Consider the following 22,356-nt stretch of genomic DNA (forward strand, 5'->3'; position numbering starts at 1 on the left):
TGAGGAAAATATGCGCGGCTCTCCGCCCGCCTCCCGCTCTTGACTGATCGATGGCACGTGATCCTCGGCACGTGTGCTCATCGAATAGCCCCAAAAGCCGCGCCGCGGCCTCCCTACTTTCGCTCCGGCGTCCCCCTACTTTCGCTCATTCCCTGACCGCAGAGCGGAGCCAGGGCAATTTCTTTCAATAACGCCGGCCGGCCGGTGCTTACCTTCCGGGCGTCTGAACCCACGCTTGAGGAAACCCGTGACACGCTGCGCATTCGTCATCGACCACGGCTTGCCGCGAGGCCTGATCGCCAACACCGCCGCCATGCTGGCCATGACTCTCGGCAAGGAGCGCCCGGATCTGGTCGGCCATCCAGTTCACGACGCGGACGGCAATCGTCATCAGGGCATCACCACTATCGTCATGCCCATGCTGATGTCGGATGCCGCCGGGCTGATGGAACTGAAGCTGCGGGCTGCGGCGCAGGAAGCATCCGGGCTCAGCGTGATCGGCGTCACCGAGTCGGCGCAGCGCGCCAAGAGCTACGAGGCCTACGAGCTCGGTATCGGCGAGACGCGGCATGACGATCTACGCTATCTCGGCCTTTGTCTCCATGGCCCCGCCAAGCTGGTCCGCTCGCTGACCGGCGACCTGCCGCTGATGAAATAGGTGGCCGATGTCGCTGGCACTCTTCGATGAGTTCCTTCACCTTTGCCACATCGCACCTTGGAGGAACGGTCAACATCGACGGCCGCACCACCGGCCTGCGCCGCAGCTTCCGTGCCAGCATGAGTCACGCGGCCGCCGCAACGGTCGATTTCACGGGGCAGGCCTTGCATATTGGCGCGGCGTCGCCGCCACATGCCGCTTGAACACCCGCTGGAAATGGGCCTGATCGGCAAAACCGGCCGATAGCGCCACATCAACGATCGGCCGGCCGCGACGCAGCTCGCTTTGCCCGAACTGGATGCGGCGGTTCAGCTGGTAGGCGTGCGGCGTCATGCCGTAGCGCGCCCGGAAGGCCCGCACCAGATAGGAGGGCGACAACCCCGAGACGTCGGCGATCTCATGGAGCCGCAGGCGGCGCGTGCAATACTCGGTAATGAAATCCGCGGCCCGGTTGAGGCTGGGCGCGGCCGGCGCAGCCGGCGCCTCGATCCTTTCGAGGCGACCGTCAAGTTCGCCGAAGAAGGCGGCCGCCGCGCATTCCTTGGCAAGCGCCTCGATTTTCGTGTCGAACAGCATGTCGAACAATCGCTCGAGGCGGCGATAGAGATTGGGATCTGCGCTCACCACGGCGGCATAGGGTCTGAAGTCGGCCGCGTCTTGCATCTCATGCAACCACGCCAGATCCACGTAGAGCATGCGGTAGCTCCAGGGGACGTTTTGAAGCGGATTGCAGGCATGCGCCTCTTCCGGGTTCATCAGCACGACTGAACCGGCCGACACGTCGTGCCGGTGGCGGCCGTTGCGGTAGCTGCTGCGGCCGCCGGTGACCGTGCCGATCGAAAAGGTCGGGTGGCTGTGAAGCCCGTAGCAGACGTCGCGCCCGTCGGCGACCTGGCGCCCCTCAAGAAAGGGGAGCGCCGGATCGCGCCAGAAGGAGTGGGCGTCGACGGGGCGGTGAGCCATGCGGGCCTCGCAGAAACTGTTTCGGTCGCCACTGTCATAGGACGGTTTGCCGACCGAAACAAATGCCGCTGGAACGATGAATCGCAGGCCAGGACCGGCAGTGCCGGGACCGAAAGCAACCTCGGCGCGGCCGCCTTACGGCGCTCCGCGCAGATCATGCGCAACGGGAATAATCTGCAAAAACCGCTAATTGCAGGATTTCTTGAATTCGGTACGATTTCAGGATAAAATTACGCCAGCAATTCAAGGCGTTACGGCAACCGTGCAAACGGCCTGCGCTGGGACGTGTGTTGCACGAGAGTGGTGACGCTTTGATCAAGCTTCATACGTGGAGGTTGTCATGCCCAACACTCTCATGGCAGGAAGAAGAAGCCAGGATTGGGCCAATCTGGTCCTGGCAGTCTGCCTGTTCCTCTCTCCCTGGGTCATCGGCTTCGCCTCGGATACGACGGCGACCTGGAACGCCTGGATCGCCGCGATCGTGCTCGGCGCCCTGGCGGTCGCGACCCTTTCGGCCTTCGCCGAGTGGGAGGAATGGGCCAATATGGTGATCGGCCTGTGGTTGATCGTTTCTCCCTGGTTGCTCGGCTTCATGGCGAATGTGAACGCGATGTGGACTCACGTCATCCTCGGCGTGCTCGTCGCGGCAATCGCCGCCTGGGCGGTCTGGGATTATCGTCACCATTCGCACGCCTGAAACGCGACGGCTTCGGTTCAAACCGAAGCCGTCATCGTTTCAATGGAGCGGCGTTCCTGTGAACGCCGATCGCGATGCCTGTCTCCCGCCTTTGGAATGACCTGAAGGCGGGAGCAGTTTTGTGTCACCCGCCGACGGCGAGCCGCCCGTCCTGGACCCATTCCATCTCGGCGACGCCGAGTTCCCGCCGTTCGCGCTCGGTTTCGATCGCCAGATCAAGCACCTTCTGCAGGTCGGCGGCATGGCGGAAGCCGGGCTCGGCCATCTGCCCCGTCCGAACCGCGGCGACGAAACGCTCATAATTGGTCGGCACCGTCCCCGCATCGACCTCGCGCCAGATGGCCTTTTCGACGTCGGCACCGAGGCACGCCCGCAGGCTCGAGCCGTCCGGCGTGTGGATCACCTCCAGCGCACCTCTGTCGCCATGCAGCCTCAGCCGCAGCTCGTTCAAGTGTCCGGTCGCCCAGCGGCTCGCATGGATGACGCCCATGGCGCCGCTGTCGAACTCCACCGTCATCGCGAAACTGTCATTGGCATCGAGGTCATATTCGCCGATGCGGTTGCCGGGTGCCTTGTCGAAGGCCTTCAGTCGGGCGAACACCCGCTCGACCGAAATCCCGGCGCCGTAGCCGGCGAAATCCAGAATGTGGATGCCGACGTCGCCGAGCACGCCGTTCGAGCCGTGCTTGGTCGAGAGCCGCCACAGCCATTTCGATTCGCTTGCCCAGTCGCCCCACGCCTTCGAGACCAGCCAACTCTGCAGGTAGGAGGCTTCCAGATGCCTGACCTCGCCGATCGCGCCGGAAAGCACCAGTTCGCGCGCCTTCTGCAGCGGCGCCACATTGCGGTAGGTGAGGTTGACCATGGCGACGAGACCGGAGCGTTCCGCCGCCGCGGCCATTTCCGCGGCCTTCTCGTAATTCTCCGCCAGCGGTTTCTCGCAAAGCACGTGCTTGCCGGCGGCAATCAGCGCCAGCGTTGTCGGATGGTGCGCCTTATCTGGCGTGACATTCGTCGCGGCGTCGAACTCACCCCTAGCGATCGCCTCCTCCAGCGATGTGAAGGTGTGCTCGATGCCGTGTTGCTCGGCAAAGGCCTTGGCGCGGTTCGGGTCGACATCGACGGCGCCGACCATCTCGACGCCGTCTATCTTGGCGAAGGCGTTTGCATGGCTGTTCGCCATGCCGCCGGTTCCAACGATCAAGAGACGCATAGGCCCCCTCCTCATCTGTAACCGGCTTCGCCGGCGCGGTGCAACTTCGGGCCGCGCTCGACGATTGGCTCCAGCGCCTTTTCCACCGGCACGTTCGGCGCCTCGTGGATCGCCTTGTAGGTGCCTTGCGGGTTGTAGGCCCATTTCACCGAATTGCGCAACACGTGCTGAACCGTCTCATCATGATAGGTCGGGTAGGTCTCGTGACCTGGGCGGAAATAGAAGATACTGCCGGCGCCGCGCCGCCAGGTCAGCCCCGAGCGGAACACCTCGCCGCCGGCGAACCAGGAGATGAACACCGTCTCCAGCGGCTCTGGCACGGAGAACTGCTCGCCATACATCTCCTCGTGCTCGATGACGAAATTGTCGCCGAGGCCTTCGGCAATCGGATGGCGCGGGTTGACCACCCAAACGCGCTCGCGCTCGCCCGCTTCGCGCCATTTCAGCGCGCAGGGCGTGCCCATCAGCCGCTTGAAGACCTTCGAGAAATGACCGGAATGCAGCACGATCAGCCCCATCCCCTCCCAGACCCGCTTGGCGACCCGCTCGACGATCCTGTCGTCGACGGCGCCGTGATCCTTGTGGCCCCACCACAGAAGCACGTCGGCCGATGCCAGCCGCTCTTCGCTCAGCCCGTGCTCCGGCTCCTGCAGCGTCGCCGTCGTCGCCTTGATCGCCGGATCGCTGTTGAGCGCCTTAGCGATCGTGTTGTGCATGCCGTCCGGATAGATTTCCCTGACGACGGCATTCGTCTGCTCATGGATGTTCTCACCCCATACAATGGCGTTGATAGACAAGGTCGTTCTCCTGCTGGTTGGGGCATCCGCCGCGGGTGCCCGCTGTCCGTGAATTGAATCAGTCGACCGAGGTCGGGCTGGGATTTCGCCCTACCGGGTCTAACGTCTGGCTTTTGGAAATGATCCGAAATCGATGCGATCTAATCAGGCGGCACCTCGCATGATCTGCCGGCCGATCGACCGCCCCGCCGCATCGAAGCGGTGGATCTGTCCGGCCTGCGGCGAGATCGGCAGCGTCTCCCCGGGCTGATGCCGGGACGTGCCGTTCTCGCGGACGATCACCGGTTCGCCGGTGCCGATGTCGAGATAGATATAGCTGTCCGATCCGAGCATTTCGGAGTGGACGACGGTTCCTGTCCATTGCCCGTCCTCGGCGATCTCAAGGTGCTCGGCCCGAATGCCGATCGTCGCAGCCTGGTAGAGCTCGGCAAAGGCGCCCGAGAGGAAGTTCATCTTCGGCGAGCCGATGAAGCCGGCGACAAACACCGAGTTCGGGTTTTCATAAAGCTCGAGCGGCGTGCCGATCTGCTCGACGCGCCCGTCGCGCAGCACGCAGATGCGATCGGCGAGCGTCATCGCCTCGACCTGGTCATGGGTGACATAGATCATCGTCGTCTTGTGCATGCTGCGATGAAGCTTGGCGATCTCGATGCGGGTCGCAACCCGCAGCGCCGCATCGAGATTGGAAAGCGGCTCGTCGAACAGGAAGACCTTCGGATCGCGCACGATCGCCCGGCCAATGGCGACGCGCTGCCGCTGGCCGCCGGAGAGCTGGCGCGGCAGGCGCTGGAGGTAGGGGGCGAGCTGAAGCATCTCCGCCGCCGCCTCGACCCGCTTGCGGCACTGCTCCTTGTCCTTGCCGGCAAGTTGCATGCCGAAGGCCATGTTCTCGAAGACCGTCATGTGCGGATAGAGCGCATAGGACTGGAACACCATGGCGATGCCGCGTTTCGACGGGACGAGATGATTGACCACCTTCCCGTCGAAGGCGAGTGTGCCGGAGGTGATCTCCTCCAGACCGGCGAGCAATCTTAGCAGAGTCGATTTCCCGCAGCCGGAAGGGCCGACGAAAACCATGAACTCCCCTGCCCTTATGTCCATGCTGACGCCCTTGATCACCTCATAGGCGCCGAAGGCCTTGCGAATGTCGCGCAATTGCAGCTCTGCCATCTCTCTTAACTCCCTAAATCACGCGGGATGCGGGCGGAAAACCGCGCACACTTTTCCTCATCCCGCGCTAGCCTTTGACGCCACCGGCCGTCAGGCCGGAAATGATCCGCCGCTGGAAGATCAGCACCAGCACCACGAGCGGTACCGTGACGATCACCGATGCGGCCATGATGTTGCCCCAGGGGATTTCGAAGTTGCTGCTGCCCGAAAGCAGCGCGATCGCTACCGGCACGGTGCGCTGCACGTCCGACGAAGTAAACGTCAGGGCGAACAGGAATTCGTTCCAGGCGGCTATGAAGGCGAGCAGGCCGGTGGTGACCAAGGCCGGCCACATCAGCGGCATGAACACCCGCGTGATGATCACCCAGGGCGAAGCGCCGTCGACGATCGCCGCCTCCTCGATCTCCACCGGCAGGTCGCGCATGAAGGTGGTCAGCACCCAGACGGTGAAGGGCAGGGTGAAGATCATGTAGGAAAAGATCAGCGCCAGCGGCGTGTTGAAGATGCCGATGCCACGGATGAGCTCGAAGAGACCGGCAAGAACGGCGATCTGCGGGAACATCGACACCGACAGAATGGTCAAGAGCAGCAGCGACCGGCCCCGGAAGCGCACCCGGCCGAGCGCGTAAGCGGCGGTGACCGCGAACAGCAGCGAGATGGCGACGACCAGCGTTGCCACCAGCAGCGAATTCCCGAGATTGCGGATGAAACTGCTGCTCGAGACGACGCTGGTGTAATTCGCCAGCGACAGTTCGCTCGGCCAGTAATCGACGCGGAACAGGGCGGTGCCGGATTTGAGGCTGGTCAGGATAGCGTAATAGAACGGAAAGACCGCAATCACGATGATCGTGGCGACGAGCAGGTAGAAAGCGGTGCGCTTTGCAAGCGTGGCGGCCATCAGCGCTCCCCTCCATCGAAATTGACGCGCCCGAACCACATGTAGAGGACGGTGATCGAGGCGATGATCAAAAACAGCATCGTCGAGGCGGCCGCCCCATAGGCGAACTTGTCGAAATCGAACAGGTTCTCGCGGGCGAGCACCGACATCGTCTTCGTCTGCGCATTGTTGGGCGTCAGCACGTAGATCAGGTCGAAGATGCGCAGCGCGTCGAGCATGCGGAAGATCACCGCCACCATCAGCGCCGGCCGGATAAGCGGCAATGTTACCCGCCAGAATACCTTGAGCGGATGCACCCCGTCGATCCTCGCCGCCTCGTAGATGTCGACCGGCACCATCTGCAGTCCGGCGAGGATCAAGAGGGCCATGAACGGCGTCGTTTTCCAGACGTCGACGATGAGCACCGCCACCATCGCCGTATCTGGACTTGCGGTCCAGGCGATCTTCTGGCTGATCAGGCCGAGCCCGAGCAGTATCTCGTTCAGGATGCCGAACTGGTCGTTGAGCATCCAGGCCCACATCTTGGCCGAGACGATCGTCGGGATCGCCCAGGGAATGAGGATCGCCGCGCGAACGAGGCCGCGGCCGGGGAAATGGGCGTTCAGCACCAGCGCCACGACGAGCCCCAGCGCCGTCTCGATGCTGACCGAGACGACGGTGAATTTCAGCGTGTTCCAGACCGCGTTCCACCAGGCCGGATCGGCGAGCAGGCCCTTGTAGATTGTGCGGCCGCTCTTCAGCGTGATCCAGGAAAGATAGTTCTGCAGGCCGACGAACTCGGCGCCGGAAAGGTTGGTCAGCGACGCATTGGTGAAGCTGAAATAGATGGTCCTGACGAGCGGCCAGCCGGCGACCAGCGCCAAGACCAGGAGCGTCGGCGCCAGGAACACCCAGGCGGAGCGGACCCGCTGGGCCTTGAGGTCCGAATTGATATGTCTCGCCTGCGCAAGCGCGGCCGGCGGGTCCGCGACAGTGAGATCGGTCATGGATTGGCTCCCCTTTGCCGTTCGGCTTTCGCCAGAGCATTTTGCAGTCAGGTGAAGTCACCCGACCTCGCACACATGCGGCAAAAACAGACAGATAGAGCGGCGGCGCGATTTTAGGTGAGCGCATCTCGCTCCAGGTTCTAAGGGAATGGCGGCCGGAGTGGCCGCCATCCCCGGCGACGGCTGCAAGGCGGGGAGAGAGGTACAGAGTTTTACAGTGCCTCCCCGCCCGGGGAGGTTTACCAGCTGTCGCCTTTGAGCTCGGTCAGCTCTACCTCCAAGAGTTCGAGATTTTCGGCGGCAGTTCCGTCGCCGGAGAGCGTGTTGTGAACGGCGCTCCAGAGCTTCGAGGACACCTCGTTATACTTGACCTTGGTCACTGCGGAGGGACGCGGCACGGCGCTCTGGAAGATCGGCTTCCAGTTCGGCATGAAGGGCTGGGCGGCGGCGATTTCCGGATCGTCGTAAAGGGCGGCGATCGTCGGCAGCTGTGACAGCTGGAGCGCCCGCGCCTTCTGCACTTCCTTGGACGAGAGGAACTTGACGAGCTCGATCGCAGCTTGCTGCTCGTCGGAATATTTCGACACTGCGAGGTTCCAGCCGCCAAGCGTCGAGGAGGGCTTTTCGCCATCGGTCGCGGTCGGCAGCGGCATGACGTCGAACTTGCCCTTGACGGCACTGTCATCACCGTTGCCGAGCGCATAGGCATAGGGCCAGTTGCGCATGAAGACCGCATTGCCGGTCTGCCAGACGCCGCGCGACTCTTCCTCCTGATAGGCAAGCACGCCCTCAGGCGAGATCGTGCCGATCCATGCCTTGGCGCGCTCGATGGCCGCGGCCGCCTTCTCGTTGTTGACGGAAATCGTCCCGTCGGGCTCGACGATCTGGCCGCCGCCGGAGGACTTGATCCATTCGAGCGCATTGCAAGTCAGCCCCTCATAGGCGTTGCCCTGGAATACGAAGCCCCAGACGTCCGCCTTTCCGGCGGCACGCTCCTTCTCCTGGATCTCCTTGGCGGTCGACGCCAATTCGTCCCAGGTCTTCGGCGGCGCCTTGCCGTATTGCTCCAGCAGATCCTTGCGGTAGTAGAGCGCCGGCGCGTCGGTGAAAATCGGCAGCGCCACCAGCTTGCCGTTGACGGTCTGCGACTGGATGATCGACGGGAAATGTTCACCGGCGACGTCTTTCGCAGCCTTGGTCAGATCGACGAATTGATCGGCGAGCTGCGGCGCCCAGATGACGTCCGTCTGATAGACGTCGACATCCTTGTTCCCGGCGGCCAGCCACAGCCGGTACTGGCTGAACTGCTCGCTGCTCGATGGCGGCATGGTGACGAGACTGACCTTGTGGCCGGTCTTCTTCTCGAAGGCGTCGAGCTGCTCGCGCATGAAATTCACGTTCTTGCCGGTGGTGTTGGCAGCGAGCGAGAGCTCGGCGGCGGCGGCAAGATCAGCGGCGCCGAGAGCGGCGCAGAAAGTCAAGGTCCTCAGAAGCAGTGTCATGGTCGATGGCTCCTCCAAATCCCCCACCGCTCGAAAGCTCCTCAGCAAATTCGAAAACGGTTTGGCTGGAAAAAACTGTCAGAAGGCCAGATTGTTGTCAATACGCCGCTGCGCATACCGGCATTCGCCAGATGCGAAGGAACTTAACGCCGTTGTTTCAGCGCCTTACGCTGTTTACAACTCCTCTTTGAAAATTCTGCCCCCGAAAATTTATCGGTCGTGCAACACGCAAAATTTTAAAACGATTTGGCTAAATGTCACGCCATCGGGTGGGCAAGTACGAGGAGCGCCGATCGGTTGTCCCTGGTGTAAAAGGCGTATATTCCTCCTCGAGGCAAAGGGGTTAAGGAATAGATAGGCCGCATGAAGCTCAAGGAGTTCGCCCGCCAACTGGGGCTTTCCCCGACGACGGTCAGCCGCGCGCTCAGCGGCTATCCGGAGGTCAGCGAGAAGACCCGTAAACGCGTCGCGGAAGAGGCCGTGCGGCTCGGCTATCGCCCGAATATCAACGCTGTGCGCCTGGTTACTGGACGCGCCGGGGCGATCGGCGTCGTCATGGGCCGCACAGGGGAATTTCAGTTTGCCGAATTCATGAGCGGTATGGCCGAGAGGCTCGACGGAGAGGACATCGACATTCTCGTCAGCCCGACGGCGGACCGGGGTTTGACCGACGAGATTCCACTCTTCAGCCGGCTCGTCACCAGCGGCCGGGTTGATGCGGTGATCGTCCATTCGCCGGAGCCGAACGACGAGCGCATCGCCTTTCTTCGTGAGCTCGGCTTTCCTTTCCTGGTGCACGGCCGCTCCGAGACTGACGTGCCGCACGCGTGGCTCGACATCGACAACGAAGGGGCGATCCGGCGGGCGACATCGCATCTCATCGATCTCGGTCACCGGCGCATCGCGATGATCAATGGCCGTGCCGGCCGAACCTTTTCCCTGCACCGCGACAAGGGCTATCGCGACGCCCTCGAGGAGCGGGGCCTTCCCTTCGATCCGCGCCTCGTCGCCCACGGCCATTTCACCGACGAACTCGGCTTCCGCTTCGCCCGGTCCTTTCTCGAGCAATCGCCGCGGCCGACGGCATTCGTCGCCGGCTCGATGATGACGGCACTTGGGATCTACCGCGCCGTGCGTTCCCGCGGGCTGGTCGTCGGACGGGACATATCGGTGATCGCCCATGACGACGTCTTTCCCTATCTGACGGCCGACAACATGGTGCCGTCGCTGTCGGCGACCCGCTCCTCGATCCGCGCGGCTGGGGCACGAGCGGCGGACCTCGTGCTGCAACTCCTCGGCGGGCGGACGGCGGAAGAGATCCATGAGCTCTGGCCCGTCGAACTCATCCTGCGCGAGTCGACCGCTCCGCCGCCGCAGACCGAACCACGCTCCTGATTGCAGCTCGAATGGACGGAGTATTGATGGAAGGGAGAGAAATCGCGATCATCGGCGGCGGGCCGGCCGGCCTGATGGCCGCCGAGGTGCTATCCACGGCCGATTATGCGGTGACGATCTACGAGGCGATGCCGACCGCCGCCCGCAAGTTCCTGCTCGCCGGCAAGTCCGGCCTCAACATCACCCATGGCGAAGACTATCGCCGTTTCGCCACCCGCTTCGGCGCCGCCTCCGATCGCCTGCGCCCGGCCCTCGACGCCTTCACTCCGGACGACGTGCGGGCCTGGGCGGAAGGTCTCGGCACCGAGACCTTCGTCGGCTCCTCCGGCCGCGTCTTTCCGAAGGCGATGAAGGCCTCGCCGCTCTTGCGCGCCTGGCTGCGCCGGCTGGAGGGCCAGGGGGTCACGCTGCTGACCCGCCATCGCTGGCTGGGCTTTGCCGAAGACGGCTATCTCTTCGAGGCGCCGGAAGGGCGCAAGATCGTCCGCTGCGATGCCGCCCTGCTGGCGCTCGGCGGCGCAAGCTGGCCACGGCTCGGCTCGGATGCCGCCTGGGTGCCGTGGCTCAGCGAAAGAGGCGTGGACGTCCGCACCTTTCGCCCCGCCAATTGCGGCTTCGACGTCGCCTGGAGCGCGGCCTTCCGCGAGCGCTTTGCCGGCGAACCGCTGAAATCCGTCGTCGCCTCGTCCGAGGCCGGCGCCCTTCAGGGCGAATTCGTGGTCAGCCGCCACGGCATCGAAGGCAGCCTCGTCTATGCCCATGCCGCAAGCCTGCGCGACCGGCTCGAACGAGATGGTAAGAGTTTACTTACGCTGGATCTGGCGCCGGGCCGGACCGCGGAGCGCCTGACGCGCGACCTCGCTCGGCAGGACGGCAAGGCAAGCTTTTCCAATCGCCTCAGAAAGGCCGCCGGACTCGAAGGTGTCAAGGCGGCGCTCCTGCGCGAACTCATGCCGGAGGCGCCCAAGGCCGACCCGACGTGGCTTGCGGCCGCGATCAAGGCTGTGCCCATCCCGCTCCTGCGGCCGCGGCCGATCGCCGAGGCAATTTCCTCGGCGGGCGGCATCGGCCTCGATCAGATCCACGACCACTACATGCTGAAGGCGCTTCCCGGCCTCTTCGTCGCCGGCGAGATGCTCGACTGGGAGGCCCCGACCGGCGGCTATCTGCTGACCGCCTGCCTTGCGACCGGACGCGCCGCAGCCCGCGGCATCGAAAGGTGGCTGGCAGGCGGTTAGTGCATCGGAGGCACCCCCCTCTGCCCAGCCGGGCATCTCCCCCACAAGGGGGGAGATTGGCTGGAAGCGCCGCTCTGCCCCACGCCAACCTGTCCATGCCGAAAGGCACATCCATGTATTGGATATTTGATGGGGCGGGACATTGCCACTCGCCGATCTCCACCCTTGTGGGGGAGATGCCCGGCAGGGCAGAGGGGGGTATCAAGCGCTCCCGACTGACACCGTTTCCCATCCGATCGAAATCCGCTCCAAGCCCGGCCGGCCCATGATCCGCAAGCCCATCTGACCTTCATTCGTGAATCTCATTCACAGGCATTTCGACCCGCCAGCGCCTTATCGAAGCGGCGCGCCGCCCGCATATTGCACTGCGAAAGACTCATCGCGTCAACGCCCCTCGAGCCTCCCTTCCCTTTCCGAACGGGAGGCGGAAACGGATTTGCCATGCCTTTAGCCATCTTCGCCCTGACGATCGCGGCCTACGCAATCGGCACCACAGAATTCGTCATTGTCGGCCTGCTGCCAACGGTCGCGGCCGACCTCGGCATCACCCTGCCGCTCGCCGGCCTGATCGTCAGCGTCTATGCGCTCGGCGTCACCTTCGGCGCACCGGTCCTCACGGCCCTCACGGGCCGGATCGGGCGCAAGCCGCTGCTTCTCGGCCTGATGGCGCTGTTCATCGCCGGCAACACGGCCGCGGCGCTATCGCCAAACTATGAAATGCTGCTTGCCGCGCGCGTGCTCTCGGCCTTCGCCCACGGCGTCTTCTTCTCCGTCGGCTCGACGATCGCCGCCGATCTCGTGCCGGAAAACCGCCGCGCCTCGGCGATCGCCATGATGTTCATGGGGCTCACCGTGGCGATCGTCACCGGCGTGCCGATCGGCACCCATATCGGCCAGATCTTCGGCTGGCGCACCACCTTCTGGGCGGTCGCGGCGCTCGGCGTTATCGCCTTTATCGGCATCGCGGCGCTGTTGCCGAAGAGGCTCTCCAAGGCCACCCCGGCAAGGCTTGCCGACCAGCTCCGCGTGCTTTCTTCCGGCCGCCTGCTGATCGTCTTCGCCATGACCGCACTCGGCTATGGCGGCACCTTCGTCGCTTTCACCTATCTGGCGCCGATCCTTGAACAGATCACCGGCTTTTCTGCCGAAAGCGTCAGCCTGATCCTAGTGCTCTACGGCATAGCCATTGCCGTCGGCAATCTCGCCGGCGGGCGGATCGCCAATGCCAATCCGGTGAAGGCGCTTGCTGGCCTGTTTCTCCTCCAGGCGCTGGTGCTCTTCACCTTCTCCTTCACGGCGGCTTCGCCAGTGCCGACGCTCGCCACGCTGGCTGCCCTCGGCTTCCTCTCCTTCGCCAATGTCCCGGGGCTGCAGCTCTATGTCGTCCAGCTCGCCAAGGAGCACCGCCCCCGCGCCGTCGACGTCGCCTCGGCACTCAACATCGCCGCCTTCAACCTCGGCATCGCCCTCGGCGCCTGGCTCGGCGGGCGGGTGGTCGATTCCGCCCTTGGGCTCGGCGCAACGCCCTGGGTCGGTGCCGTCCTCGTCTCCTTCGCCTTGCTGCTGACGCTCTGGAGCGGGGCACTGGATCGGCGTTCTACCGCCGCCCTGCAGGGCGCCTGAGCCTTAGCGTCAGAACGCCGGTGGGCCGAACGAAACGGCCGGCCCACCGGCAAACTTCCCTCTCCCGCGCCGTTCAGTCGTCGATCCGGAAGCCTACCTTCATCACCACCTGATAATGGGCCACTTCGCCGTTGACGATCTGCCCGCGGACCTGGTCCACCTCGAACCAGTCGAGGTTCCGCATGGTTTTCGAAGCCCGCGAAATCGCCGTTTCGATGGCTTCGTCGATCGAGTTCGGAGAACTTCCGATCAGTTCGACTTTCTTGTAGACGTGCCCGCTCACCGTATCCTCCTCAAGGGGTTTTCCGATCTGGCATCTTGGCATGGTCGTGCGGAGCGGCATGCGTCGCCGCTACCTTGACGATCATGCCCCCGTTATGTCCCGGCCGCCAGCAAAAGCTCGGAACTTCCGGTCGACCGGCCGGCAAAGCGCACCGACAAGGCGAAAATCAATTCACCCCGGCAGCCGGAAAGGCTATAGCGGTTGCCATTCGATGCCTCCCTGGAGCTCGCCATGGCCGACACTGTCACCGACCGTTTCCTGCGCTACGTCGTCATCGATACCCAGTCGGACCCGAAGGTGCCGACGCAGCCCTCCACCGAAAAACAGAAGAACCTCGGCCGCCTGCTGGTCGAGGAGCTGCTGGCGATCGGGCTTGCCGACGCCCATCTCGACGAGCACGGCTACGTCTACGCGACCATCCCGTCCAATATGGACAAGCCGGTGCCGGTGATCTGCTTCTGCGCGCATATGGATACGGCGCCGGATTTCACCGGCACGAACGTCAAGCCGCAGATCGTCCGCAACTATGGCGGCGGCGATATCAGGCTTCCGGGCGATCCGCAGCAGGTGATCCGCGCCAGCGACAATCCCGCACTTGCCGACCAGATTGGCAACGACATCATCACCACCGACGGCACGACGCTGCTCGGCGCTGACGACAAGGCCGGCCTCGCCGAGATCGTCACGGCCGCCCAGCAGCTCATCGACAATCCGAACATCCGCCACGGAACGATCAAGCTCCTGTTCACGACCGACGAGGAGATCGGCCGCGGCGTCGACAAGGTCAACCTTGAAAAACTCGATGCCGAGTTCGCCTATACTGTCGACGGCGAGACCGCCGGCCATATCGAGGACGAAACCTTTTCGGCCGACAGCGTCGACATCACCATCCACGGCGTCGCCATCCATCCGGGATTCGCCAAGGGCAAGATGGAAAACGCCATTAAGATCGCGTCGGCTATCGTCGCGGGGCTGCCGAAGGACGTGGCGCCGGAAACGACGGCCGGCCGCGAGGGCTTCGTCCATCCGACCGGGCTCACCGGTTCGATGGAAAGGGCAACCTTGAGCTTCATCGTCCGGGACTTCGAAGAGGCCGGCCTCGCCGCCAAGGAAGCGATGCTCGATCAGCTGGTCCGGTGCGTCCTCGAGGATTATCCCGGCTCCGGCTACAGATTCGAGGTCAAGGAGCAGTATCGCAACATGAAGGCGATCCTCGACCGCCACCCAGAGATCGTCGAGAATGCGCTGGAAGCGATCCGCCGCGCCGGCATGACCCCGGTGCGCGGCAGCATCCGCGGCGGCACCGACGGGTCGCGCCTGTCCTTCATGGGCTTGCCTTCCGCCAACCTCTTCGCCGGCGGCCACGCCTTCCACTCGCCGCTGGAATGGGTGAGCCGCCAGGACATGGAACGGGCGGTGAAGACGATCGTCGAACTGGCGAAGGTCTGGGCAGAGCGGAGCTAGCGCATATTGACGTCAGGTGGAATTGGCGCGCTCAGTTCACAACAGGCGCGGCCGGCTTGCCCCAGCTGGAAATGGGCTGGCCGGCCTTGGTCGTCACCCGCAGGTCGTAGAGCGCGAGCGAGGCCTGCAGCTGCCGCATGTCGTTGCAGCGGTTGACGATGCCACCGATATATTGGACGCAGTCGCTGGCGCTGCCCTGAACCGGACCTGTCGCCCAGTCCTTGACGATGCCGTCGGTGCCGACCAGGAAGTAGGAAAGCCGATTGTTCATGCGAAACCGCGGAGCTGCCAACCAGGCCGGCGAAATTCCTGCCCGTCTGGGTCTCGGCGCCGGGCGCCATATGCCGGTAGATCGTCATGCCGTCCGCAAGCCGCGTTTCACCGATCAGGGGCCCGAAGGTCGCATCCGAGCCGGAAAGCTGCGCCATCGGCGATTGGCCGAGATTGACGACTTCCGCATAAGGCTTGCCCAGTGCAAAGCTGGTGAACGACCGGTTGGCGGCGTTCTCCGCCTTTTCCGCCACCTGAGAGCACCCCGCCAAAGCGATGGCGAAACCAATCGAAAGAACTGCCGTGAAGCGCATGCAGACCCCTTGCCGGCAGCCGTACGCTTCGGAAGCCCAAGGCTTGCCGATAGCAGTGCGTCCCGCCGTCTGTCCCTCTAACCCGCCCTCTTCCTAGCAGATTCTCCGGCATTGCGAAGCGGGCCTTTGTCAGCCGGCCCATGCGGTGAAAACCGCCAACTGAGCGGCGAAAGCCCGCTTGTATGCGGGCCGCGCTTCGCCTCGGGCGACATAGGCGGAGAGGTTCGGATATTCCTCAAGTAATTCCGATCCCTTCAACCTGAGCAGCACCGACACCATCAAGAGGTCACCGGCGCTGAACGCGCCGTCGAGCCAGTCGGCATTGCTAAGGTGCCTGGAAAGGTCGCCGAGCCGCTTCCGGATGCTTCCCTCGAGGGCACGCAGGCGCTCTTCGTACCAGGGCTCATCGCGCTCGAGGATCTTGGCGAGGGCACGGTCGAAGATCGGCGGCTCCACCGTGTTGAGCGCGGCAAACATCCAGGTGATCGCGCGCGCCCGGGCGTTCGCATCGTCCGGCAGCAGGCCGGCATGGCCCTCGGCGATATGGAACACGATCGCCCCTGACTCGAACAGGACGAGATCGCCTTCCTCATAGGTCGGAATTTGTCCGAAAGGCTGAAGTGCCCGATGCGCGGGTTCCTTCATCGCCTTAAACGAAAGCAGACGAACCTCGTAAGGCTCACCCACTTCTTCAAGCGCCCAGCGAACGCGCATGTCGCGCGCCAGACCCTGGCCGCGATCGGGCGAGCGTTCAAAGGCGGTAATGGTGATAGCCATTGTTGTTCTCCATAGCTTGTCCGTATTGAAGACGACCGGCCAAACGAGAATCCGACATTGCATGCTCGACATAGTCCTAAATTAGGTCGGCATGCGCCGCTTGTGGGCGTGAGTTTGCGCTCATCAAGTCGGTTTACTCAAAGCGACGTGCCAACGCTCGACCAAAATGCCTTTTTAAAGATGGGAACGCGCCAAGCGTGGAAGTTTGCGGCTGACCGGTGAATTTCGGCCTTCGGCCCAATGCGGACATCACGTGCAACGAGGCGCTATGTTGCTTTTGTCTCCAACGAAGAAACGAAGCGATCAAATACGTTGATGTCGTAGCGGAGTTCACTGGCCAAAGTAGCGTCGGCCGGCAGCCCATCGTCTGGCAACCTCCAAAGCACTCGGCCTCCCAAAGCCTTTTCCAGAAGTTCGTACCAGCGGATGAGGAATGGCTGTAAGCGAAAGTGCAGTTCGAAGCGATCCCGCACGCGAGAGGTGTCTCCCTGACATTGTTGTTTAGCTGTCAGGTAGTCGATGACCTTGACGAAATATGCATCGGCGAATCCCAGCCGTTCCTCCCGCAGCGCGGTTCTAGTTGTCTGAAGTTGAAGTTCCCACTGGCGTTTCGGGAGTGCGTCGATTTGGCAAAGGCACCAGGAATAGTGCAGCTTCAAAGGGTCAGTGTCGCATATAGCACGACCCTTCTCCCGTTCTATCTGGTGCGCATCGCCCCATCTTCTGGCATTCCAGTCGGTCCAGTATTGAGCGGTTGCTATGCCAGTAAGGGGTTGAGCTTTTCGATCAGCCGGGAACGTCTCGGGGATCAGGTATGATCGGCCGTGAGATCTGCACCAGGTAGTCTTACCAGCCGCACTGATGCCTTCCACAACAACAATCATCATGTACCTCCAGGGCGCCACCCCAACCATATCGTCTTCAACCGCAACGCCGCGATGTCCGGTGTTGGGCGCAAACCAGACCTCACCGAGGCCCCCCAAACTTCCGCTTTCCATTTCAGACGGTCGGCCGATGCCCTTCCAGACTCCTGCCACAGCCAGATCGCAGCGGCCTACCCCCCGCCGCCTGTCGGCTGCCCCTCCACGATATCGCTGGCTTCGGCTCTGATGGGCTTGTACTTGAAGGCGGCAACGATCACGCCGTGGTCGTTGGTGCCGCTCTCCGCGTGGTCGTCGAAGTTGAGGTGGTCATTGTTGACGGTCATGCCGTCGAACATCCATAGGCGCCGTCGGCTGTTGTCATAGAATTCCTCGCTGACGAGAATGTGGTCGAGCGACTCCATGATGTCCTGGTGGATGTGGGTGTAGTAAACGTCCCGCGTGCTGCGGTATTCCTGTAGCGTCTGCGCCGTATAGAGGCTGATGTCGCCGCCGCCGGTCGAATCGCCGACGAGATAGCGCGGTTGCGCAGTCAGGATATTGGCGGTGTTGCTGTGCTGGCCGTCATTGATGTCGCCGAGGACAATGACCGGTGTGCGGTTGCCCTTCATCTGTTCGGTCAGCATGAAGCGCAATGCCGCCGCTTCGGCTGTGCGGCGCACGGTGGAGATCGCGGCGCCGAGGCTCGCCGCATGTTTGCCGTAGGTCTCTTCCTCGGCCCTGAACCAGCCCTCCCGAAAGACCTGGGTGGGCGCCTTCGACTTGAAGTGACAGACATAGACATGCACGGGCTCGTGGTCCTCGCGCGGCCGGACCCTGAAATGCAGCACTGGCCTCGAGAAGCTCGGGATGTCGACGCGGATGGCGGGCGTCTGAGGATCGTCGCCGGAACTGCGCAGCACGAACTTGTCGGGAAACTCGACAATCCATTCGGGGTCGCCGACCAGCAGGCCCTTGCGGACGATCGCCGCGCAGACGATGCCGGAGCCGTTGGCGTCCTGTGGAGCCAACAGGTCGTAGTCCTGGTCAAGTCCGGACGCGGCAAGCGCGCGCCACAGCGAATTCGCGTGCCAAAGCTCCTGGAAGCCGAAGATGTCGGGGTGGAGCAGCCGGATGGTGCGCTGGGTCCAGTCGATTTTGCGGCCGTATTCCTCTTCCGACCAGCCGTCCGCGTTCGTGTAGATCGGCAGGCCGGGCTCATTCAGGTTGTAGAGATTGAAGGTGCCTATGGCTAGCCGCTTGAGCTTCATTGTTCACCCCGGTCGCTATCGCAATCATGCCGAGTATAGCAGGAATCTTGCGACGCGGAGATGACGTGGATCATCGCGTGCGATGACGCCCAAGATGCCGGTCCTCGATCCTCCGATCGGCGAACTTGCGGGAACAACTTGGCCGCGGGCGTCGGGGTCCCGCCTCGCTGAAAAGAGACGTCGAGGGCATGTTGGTACCCACCGGCGTCATGGTTCGCCGCGCGTCAACGCCATGATGGCATCCGTGCTGAGTCCCTCGCCGGCATGTCCGCGCAGCCGGTGAAAGCAGCTCTTGGGCCGCTTCTTGTCGGCCGGGACGAGCACCACGCTGCCGGCCGTGCCCGGGCCGATTCCCACCGGGTTGCGGACCTGTTTTGGAATCGTGACTTGTCCCTTGGCAGTGACGGTCACTGCCGTTCTTCTCATCGGCGCAACCGCATGCACGCATTTCAAGCGCGAGGGTTGCAAATTGCTAGACGCTCCCCTCGCCTCCTCAATGCTCGTTCGCATGGGTGCCATGCGCATGGACGATCGCCTGCGCCTCCTTGCCGTAAAGCTCTTCGAAATGATCGAAGGCTTTCGAGAAATAGCCGATGCCCTGAGTCGCTGATCTCAGCGACCGAGCCAGTTCCTCGAAGGCGCTGCCTGGGATGAGCGCGCGGAAGATGTCCCATCCCTTCGCCGCCTCGTCGCGGTCGAAGCCGAGCACCTGGCCCTTGAGGGTAGCGACGACCGGCACGAGCGCGCCGGAATAGATCGACGGCACATGGATCTCCACCCGGAAGATCGGCTGCAGCAGCACCGCGCCTGCCTGCGAGAGCGCCTGCCGGACGCCGAGCTTGCCGGCCGTGCGGAAGGCATATTCGGAGCTGTCAACGGAGTGGTGCTGGCCGTCGGTCAAAAGTACGCCGACGTCGATCGCCTTGAAGCCGAGCGGGCCCTTGTCCATTGCCTCGCGGGCGCCGGCCTCGACCGCCGGGATGAAATTCCTCGGCACCGCACCGCCCTTGACGGTTTCGGCAAAGGAGAACCCCTCGCCGCGTCCGTTCGGATGAACGCTGAGCTTGACGTCCGCGAACTGGCCGGCGCCGCCCGTTTGCTTGCGGTGGCGGTAATGAACCTCAGCCGATTTCGAGATGGTCTCCCGATAGACCGGGCTCGGCGGCCGCTCGCTGACTGCCACATGGAAGACATCCGAAAGCGTGCGGCAGATATCGCGCAGGTGCACCGGCCCCTGAACGCTGACCAGCTGCGCGCCGGTCCCCTCCTCCTGCGTGACGGTCAGGCCGCGATCGGTTTCGGCGAGTTTCGCGAGCGTTTCGGAAAGCTTGTTCTCGTCGCGCTCGCTTTCCGGCACCAGGATCCGCTCGAGGATCGGCGTCGGCGGTGCCGTCCATTCCGGCGGCGCGACCGTCGTATGGGGGGTCACCAGGGCCGGAACGGTGAGGTGATCCGATTTCACCGCGGCGAAGATCTGGCCGGCGACTGTGATGCCGCTCGCCATCGCCCGGCCGCTCGCCGGGTCGTGGAGCGCGCCGAGCCCGGCGCCGCCGAGCACCGCCCCCTGCTTGACGCCGTTCTGCAGCGCCCGGGCGACCACCGTCTTGCCGACGCTCTGCCGGTGATAGGCGTGGAAGCTGACGGCGGTCAGCGTCGCCTCGTCGATGCCGGCGGCCCCGGCCAGGCGCTTGCGCAGTGCGTCGGCGCGCGGCGCCTCGTGGCGCAGCGCCTTCATCAGCCGCATGATGCCGTTACTGTGGCTCGCCGCGCCGAGCAGCACCGGAATGATCCTGTTCTCGGTCAACACTCGAGTCGAGATCGCATAGATTGTGTCGCTCGCCGGCTCGCGGTCCTCGATCAATTCCTCGAGCAGCCAGTCGTCGAACTCGGACAGATGCTCCAGCAGCTCGGCACGCGCCTCGTGTTCGCGCTCGATCGTATTCTCGGGCAACTCAAAGAGCGAGGAGGTCTGGCCCTCGCGATAGCGCCAGGCGCGCTCCGAGATGAGATCGCAGCTGCCGATGATCCTGTCGCCGTCGCGGATCGGAATTTGCCGCAGAACCAGCGGGCGGCTGCAATAGTCCTGCAGCGCGGCGACGACGTCGCGCAGCCGGCCGCGCGGCTCGTCCATGCGGTTGACGAAGAGGATGCAGGGCGTGCGCGAGGCTTCGATCGCCCTGAGATAGGGGGCGGCGAGCACCGCCTCGTCGACCACGGGCGAAACGCAGAGAACGCAGGCGTCGCTCGCCAGCAGCGCATCCTGCGCATGGGCAAGCGCCTCGTTGTTTCCCGGCACGTCGAGAGCACACCAGGCGTCGCCGCCAAAATCGAATTCAGTGATGGATAGACCGTAAGGGGAAACTGACTTTTTCGGCTCGCCTTCCAGCGAGCCCAACCTTTCCACGAGCGTGGATTTTCCGATCTGCGAAGGACCGAGTACCGTAAAGCAGCGCATCCGCGTTCCTCCCTCTGCCAGGATGACACTTCTACGAAGATAGGATGCCCGTCTCGGAGGCAAAGTACCAGAGATTGCTGTTTTTTTGGCGGGTGGCGTCGGGGGGGATGCTTGTGCTCGAGCCGGAGCAGTTGTGAAGGCTGTGGACCGGGGCCGTGCTTGCCATTGGCGGTCGACAGAGCGCCAAGCCAGAGGCGACATTGAACGACGGTTGCGGAGCTCCTTACCGGATAGGCAACCGGAGGCGAAATTTGATGTAACGCTTATCTATTTGAAACGACGTTGTTTTTTAATTCTGCTGTTGACGAACTGATGACGCGGATGGGGCCGGTAACATGTCTCTGATAAGTGCGGCCGGGGGTGTCAGCCGGTGACTAAAGCGCGTCGCGTTCAAACTTATTCACGCGGCGCGCTTTAGGTCTTTGTTTTTGTGCATGTCGTTATTCCAAAACCGCTGCACACTTTGGGCGACATGCATTAACCGTTCGCGCCGGGAGCGAATTCGGCGAAGAGCTCGTGCCGATCGCCGGGATAGGTGAGCCTGACACTGGTGACGGGGGCGCCGCCGCTCCAGGTGCGCCGCTCGATCACCAGGCAGGGCGCGCCGGGCGCGATGTCGAGCGCCTGGGCCGCCGGCCGGCCGGCCGCCACCGCTCGGATGCGATGCTCGGCGGTGCTCCAGGGTATCTGGCCGAGCAGCCACGAGCCCGGCGCGACCGCATCGAAGGGCTCGGCTTCCGCCTCCGGAACGGCCCCAAGATTGATCAGCCGCTCTTCGAGGCAGAAGGGCCGTCCGCCGGCGAAATGCCGGCAGGTGATGTCGATGAGGCGGCCCGAGCCGGGCAGGTCAATCCGTGCCGCATCGCCGGTCGTCACCTTGCGCAGCACGCGCTCGTCGAGACGGTAGGCATAGTCGAGGCCGAGCGATTCGACCTCGAGCCTGACGTCATGGATCTCCATGACGGCCGATTGGACATGCGGAAAGGTGACGTAGCTGCCGGATTTGCGCCGGCGCTCGATCAGGCCGCGCTTGACGAGGTCGCTCAGCGCCTTGTTCACCGTCATCCGCGAGCAGCCATATTGCTCCGTCAACTCGTGCTCGAACGGTATCCGGTGTCCCGGCGGCCAGAGGCCCGAGAGGATATTCCCCTCGACGTCGTTCAGGATCCTCTGGTGCAGCGACAACTGCTCGGAGCGGTCTCTGTCTTCTGAAGGATGATCGTTGGAAATGGCCGGAACCTCGCTGATGACCAGTCCCGCACCTTAGCCGTTTCCGCCGCCGGCGACAGCCTCGGCCTGGCGATTTTCCACCGGGCTTCGCGCATGCGGCGCGATGACCTAGTAAGAGTAAGGCAACGTTGTCCGCGGACAACTTGACCGACGAGATTGGTGAAAACAGCCGGCCGCACAGCAAAAAGCGGCCATTTGCTAAGCGTTTGTCATTCGGCAACGAATCGGCGCATAGTATATCTGCGCAGATTCGCTCTTATTGCCGAATTTTACGCAGTTTTCGGAGATCATC

Annotated in this window: 21 protein-coding genes; 6 read left to right on the top strand and 15 right to left on the bottom strand. The window is 63.4% G+C overall.

All coding sequences use genetic code 11. From position 1 onward, the window contains the following. Positions 1 to 247: 247 nt before the first annotated feature. Positions 248 to 658, top strand: a complete 411-nt coding sequence (locus SS05631_RS26360) for a DUF2000 domain-containing protein (RefSeq protein WP_037421304.1) — start codon at positions 248 to 250, stop codon at positions 656 to 658. A 150-nt stretch (positions 659 to 808) separates the two neighbouring features. On the opposite strand, the gene SS05631_RS26365 is transcribed toward SS05631_RS26360, so the two are convergent. Continuing rightward, a complete protein-coding gene (locus tag SS05631_RS26365) occupies positions 809 to 1,621 on the bottom strand; it encodes an AraC family transcriptional regulator (RefSeq protein WP_095678103.1) in 813 nt (270 codons plus the stop codon). A 340-nt stretch (positions 1,622 to 1,961) separates the two neighbouring features. Here SS05631_RS26365 and SS05631_RS26375 point away from each other — a divergent pair, with 340 nt between their 5' ends. Beyond that, on the top strand, positions 1,962 to 2,318 hold the full coding sequence (locus tag SS05631_RS26375; protein WP_037381884.1) for an SPW repeat protein: 357 nt from the start codon (positions 1,962 to 1,964) through the stop codon (positions 2,316 to 2,318). A gap of 124 nt (positions 2,319 to 2,442) precedes the next feature. Here SS05631_RS26375 and SS05631_RS26380 read toward each other — a convergent pair whose 3' ends face one another. The 6 genes from SS05631_RS26380 to SS05631_RS26405 all read right to left on the bottom strand — a co-directional run bounded on the left by SS05631_RS26380 (position 2,443) and on the right by SS05631_RS26405 (position 8,884). After that, positions 2,443 to 3,531: a Gfo/Idh/MocA family oxidoreductase gene (locus SS05631_RS26380; RefSeq protein WP_037421316.1), complete on the bottom strand. Its 1,089-nt coding sequence runs from the start codon at positions 3,529 to 3,531 to the stop codon at positions 2,443 to 2,445. Positions 3,532 to 3,542: 11 nt separating this feature from the next. Then, positions 3,543 to 4,328: a ThuA domain-containing protein gene (locus tag SS05631_RS26385; protein ID WP_037421318.1), complete on the bottom strand. Its 786-nt coding sequence runs from the start codon at positions 4,326 to 4,328 to the stop codon at positions 3,543 to 3,545. Positions 4,329 to 4,472: 144 nt separating this feature from the next. Next, entirely contained in the window at positions 4,473 to 5,498 is a 1,026-nt protein-coding gene (locus SS05631_RS26390; protein WP_037421320.1) for an ABC transporter ATP-binding protein, read from the bottom strand. 67 nt (positions 5,499 to 5,565) lie between these two features. Next, the gene (locus SS05631_RS26395) at positions 5,566 to 6,396 is read right to left on the bottom strand and encodes a carbohydrate ABC transporter permease (RefSeq protein ID WP_037421323.1); all 831 of its coding nucleotides are present in this window, start codon (positions 6,394 to 6,396) and stop codon (positions 5,566 to 5,568) included. Then, positions 6,396 to 7,382: a sugar ABC transporter permease gene (locus SS05631_RS26400; RefSeq protein WP_037421326.1), complete on the bottom strand. Its 987-nt coding sequence runs from the start codon at positions 7,380 to 7,382 to the stop codon at positions 6,396 to 6,398. Before SS05631_RS26400 ends, SS05631_RS26395 begins: the two co-directional genes overlap by 1 nt. A gap of 239 nt (positions 7,383 to 7,621) precedes the next feature. Further along, positions 7,622 to 8,884: an ABC transporter substrate-binding protein gene (locus SS05631_RS26405; protein ID WP_037421329.1), complete on the bottom strand. Its 1,263-nt coding sequence runs from the start codon at positions 8,882 to 8,884 to the stop codon at positions 7,622 to 7,624. A 363-nt stretch (positions 8,885 to 9,247) separates the two neighbouring features. Here SS05631_RS26405 and SS05631_RS26410 point away from each other — a divergent pair, with 363 nt between their 5' ends. The 3 genes from SS05631_RS26410 to SS05631_RS26425 all read left to right on the top strand — a co-directional run bounded on the left by SS05631_RS26410 (position 9,248) and on the right by SS05631_RS26425 (position 13,140). Beyond that, positions 9,248 to 10,279, top strand: coding sequence for a substrate-binding domain-containing protein (locus SS05631_RS26410; RefSeq protein WP_037421333.1), 1,032 nt, complete (start codon positions 9,248 to 9,250; stop codon positions 10,277 to 10,279). Between the two features lie 26 nt (positions 10,280 to 10,305). Then, a complete protein-coding gene (locus SS05631_RS26415; protein WP_037421336.1) occupies positions 10,306 to 11,517 on the top strand; it encodes a TIGR03862 family flavoprotein in 1,212 nt (403 codons plus the stop codon). 441 nt (positions 11,518 to 11,958) lie between these two features. Next, complete coding sequence (locus tag SS05631_RS26425; protein ID WP_037421339.1) at positions 11,959 to 13,140, top strand: MFS transporter; 1,182 nt, start codon at positions 11,959 to 11,961, stop codon at positions 13,138 to 13,140. A 73-nt stretch (positions 13,141 to 13,213) separates the two neighbouring features. Here SS05631_RS26425 and SS05631_RS26430 read toward each other — a convergent pair whose 3' ends face one another. Further along, entirely contained in the window at positions 13,214 to 13,423 is a 210-nt protein-coding gene (locus SS05631_RS26430) for a dodecin (RefSeq protein ID WP_037421425.1), read from the bottom strand. 231 nt (positions 13,424 to 13,654) lie between these two features. Here SS05631_RS26430 and pepT point away from each other — a divergent pair, with 231 nt between their 5' ends. After that, on the top strand, positions 13,655 to 14,887 hold the full coding sequence (gene pepT / locus SS05631_RS26435) for a peptidase T (RefSeq protein ID WP_037421342.1): 1,233 nt from the start codon (positions 13,655 to 13,657) through the stop codon (positions 14,885 to 14,887). A 31-nt stretch (positions 14,888 to 14,918) separates the two neighbouring features. On the opposite strand, the gene SS05631_RS32140 is transcribed toward pepT, so the two are convergent. From SS05631_RS32140 to hutC, 7 genes are all read right to left on the bottom strand, one after another. Beyond that, the gene (locus tag SS05631_RS32140; protein ID WP_244412206.1) at positions 14,919 to 15,158 is read right to left on the bottom strand and encodes a hypothetical protein; all 240 of its coding nucleotides are present in this window, start codon (positions 15,156 to 15,158) and stop codon (positions 14,919 to 14,921) included. 442 nt (positions 15,159 to 15,600) lie between these two features. Further along, positions 15,601 to 16,248: a glutathione S-transferase family protein gene (locus SS05631_RS26445; RefSeq protein ID WP_037421346.1), complete on the bottom strand. Its 648-nt coding sequence runs from the start codon at positions 16,246 to 16,248 to the stop codon at positions 15,601 to 15,603. Between the two features lie 266 nt (positions 16,249 to 16,514). Then, positions 16,515 to 17,135 carry a hypothetical protein gene (locus SS05631_RS26450; protein WP_037421429.1) on the bottom strand — a complete coding sequence of 207 codons (621 nt, stop codon included), beginning with the start codon at positions 17,133 to 17,135 and terminating at the stop codon, positions 16,515 to 16,517. Positions 17,136 to 17,302: 167 nt separating this feature from the next. Next, positions 17,303 to 18,379, bottom strand: coding sequence for an endonuclease/exonuclease/phosphatase family protein (locus SS05631_RS26455; protein ID WP_037421349.1), 1,077 nt, complete (start codon positions 18,377 to 18,379; stop codon positions 17,303 to 17,305). A gap of 207 nt (positions 18,380 to 18,586) precedes the next feature. Next, positions 18,587 to 18,805 (bottom strand): AbrB/MazE/SpoVT family DNA-binding domain-containing protein, encoded by a 219-nt coding sequence (locus SS05631_RS26460; RefSeq protein WP_037421432.1) that lies wholly within the window; start codon positions 18,803 to 18,805, stop codon positions 18,587 to 18,589. A 67-nt stretch (positions 18,806 to 18,872) separates the two neighbouring features. Beyond that, positions 18,873 to 20,834 carry an elongation factor G gene (locus tag SS05631_RS26465; RefSeq protein ID WP_037421352.1) on the bottom strand — a complete coding sequence of 654 codons (1,962 nt, stop codon included), beginning with the start codon at positions 20,832 to 20,834 and terminating at the stop codon, positions 18,873 to 18,875. Positions 20,835 to 21,311: 477 nt separating this feature from the next. Then, positions 21,312 to 22,019, bottom strand: a complete 708-nt coding sequence (gene hutC, locus SS05631_RS26470; protein ID WP_037421356.1) for a histidine utilization repressor — start codon at positions 22,017 to 22,019, stop codon at positions 21,312 to 21,314. Positions 22,020 to 22,356: the final 337 nt, after the last annotated feature.

This window comes from Sinorhizobium sp. CCBAU 05631, assembly GCF_002288505.1.
Lineage (GTDB): Bacteria > Pseudomonadota > Alphaproteobacteria > Rhizobiales > Rhizobiaceae > Sinorhizobium > Sinorhizobium fredii_C.

Coding starts and splice junctions, on each gene's coding strand:
- SS05631_RS26365 (WP_095678103.1), bottom strand. CDS start 1,621: ATGGCTCACCGCCCCGTCGACGCCCACTCCTTCTGGCGCGATCCGGCG.
- SS05631_RS26375 (WP_037381884.1), top strand. CDS start 1,962: ATGCCCAACACTCTCATGGCAGGAAGAAGAAGCCAGGATTGGGCCAAT.
- SS05631_RS26380 (WP_037421316.1), bottom strand. CDS start 3,531: ATGCGTCTCTTGATCGTTGGAACCGGCGGCATGGCGAACAGCCATGCA.
- SS05631_RS26390 (WP_037421320.1), bottom strand. CDS start 5,498: ATGGCAGAGCTGCAATTGCGCGACATTCGCAAGGCCTTCGGCGCCTAT.
- SS05631_RS26395 (WP_037421323.1), bottom strand. CDS start 6,396: ATGGCCGCCACGCTTGCAAAGCGCACCGCTTTCTACCTGCTCGTCGCC.
- SS05631_RS26400 (WP_037421326.1), bottom strand. CDS start 7,382: ATGACCGATCTCACTGTCGCGGACCCGCCGGCCGCGCTTGCGCAGGCG.
- SS05631_RS26405 (WP_037421329.1), bottom strand. CDS start 8,884: ATGACACTGCTTCTGAGGACCTTGACTTTCTGCGCCGCTCTCGGCGCC.
- SS05631_RS26410 (WP_037421333.1), top strand. CDS start 9,248: ATGAAGCTCAAGGAGTTCGCCCGCCAACTGGGGCTTTCCCCGACGACG.
- SS05631_RS26415 (WP_037421336.1), top strand. CDS start 10,306: ATGGAAGGGAGAGAAATCGCGATCATCGGCGGCGGGCCGGCCGGCCTG.
- SS05631_RS26425 (WP_037421339.1), top strand. CDS start 11,959: ATGCCTTTAGCCATCTTCGCCCTGACGATCGCGGCCTACGCAATCGGC.
- pepT (WP_037421342.1), top strand. CDS start 13,655: ATGGCCGACACTGTCACCGACCGTTTCCTGCGCTACGTCGTCATCGAT.
- SS05631_RS32140 (WP_244412206.1), bottom strand. CDS start 15,158: ATGAACAATCGGCTTTCCTACTTCCTGGTCGGCACCGACGGCATCGTC.
- SS05631_RS26445 (WP_037421346.1), bottom strand. CDS start 16,248: ATGGCTATCACCATTACCGCCTTTGAACGCTCGCCCGATCGCGGCCAG.
- SS05631_RS26450 (WP_037421429.1), bottom strand. CDS start 17,135: ATGATGATTGTTGTTGTGGAAGGCATCAGTGCGGCTGGTAAGACTACC.
- SS05631_RS26455 (WP_037421349.1), bottom strand. CDS start 18,379: ATGAAGCTCAAGCGGCTAGCCATAGGCACCTTCAATCTCTACAACCTG.
- SS05631_RS26460 (WP_037421432.1), bottom strand. CDS start 18,805: ATGAGAAGAACGGCAGTGACCGTCACTGCCAAGGGACAAGTCACGATT.
- SS05631_RS26465 (WP_037421352.1), bottom strand. CDS start 20,834: ATGCGCTGCTTTACGGTACTCGGTCCTTCGCAGATCGGAAAATCCACG.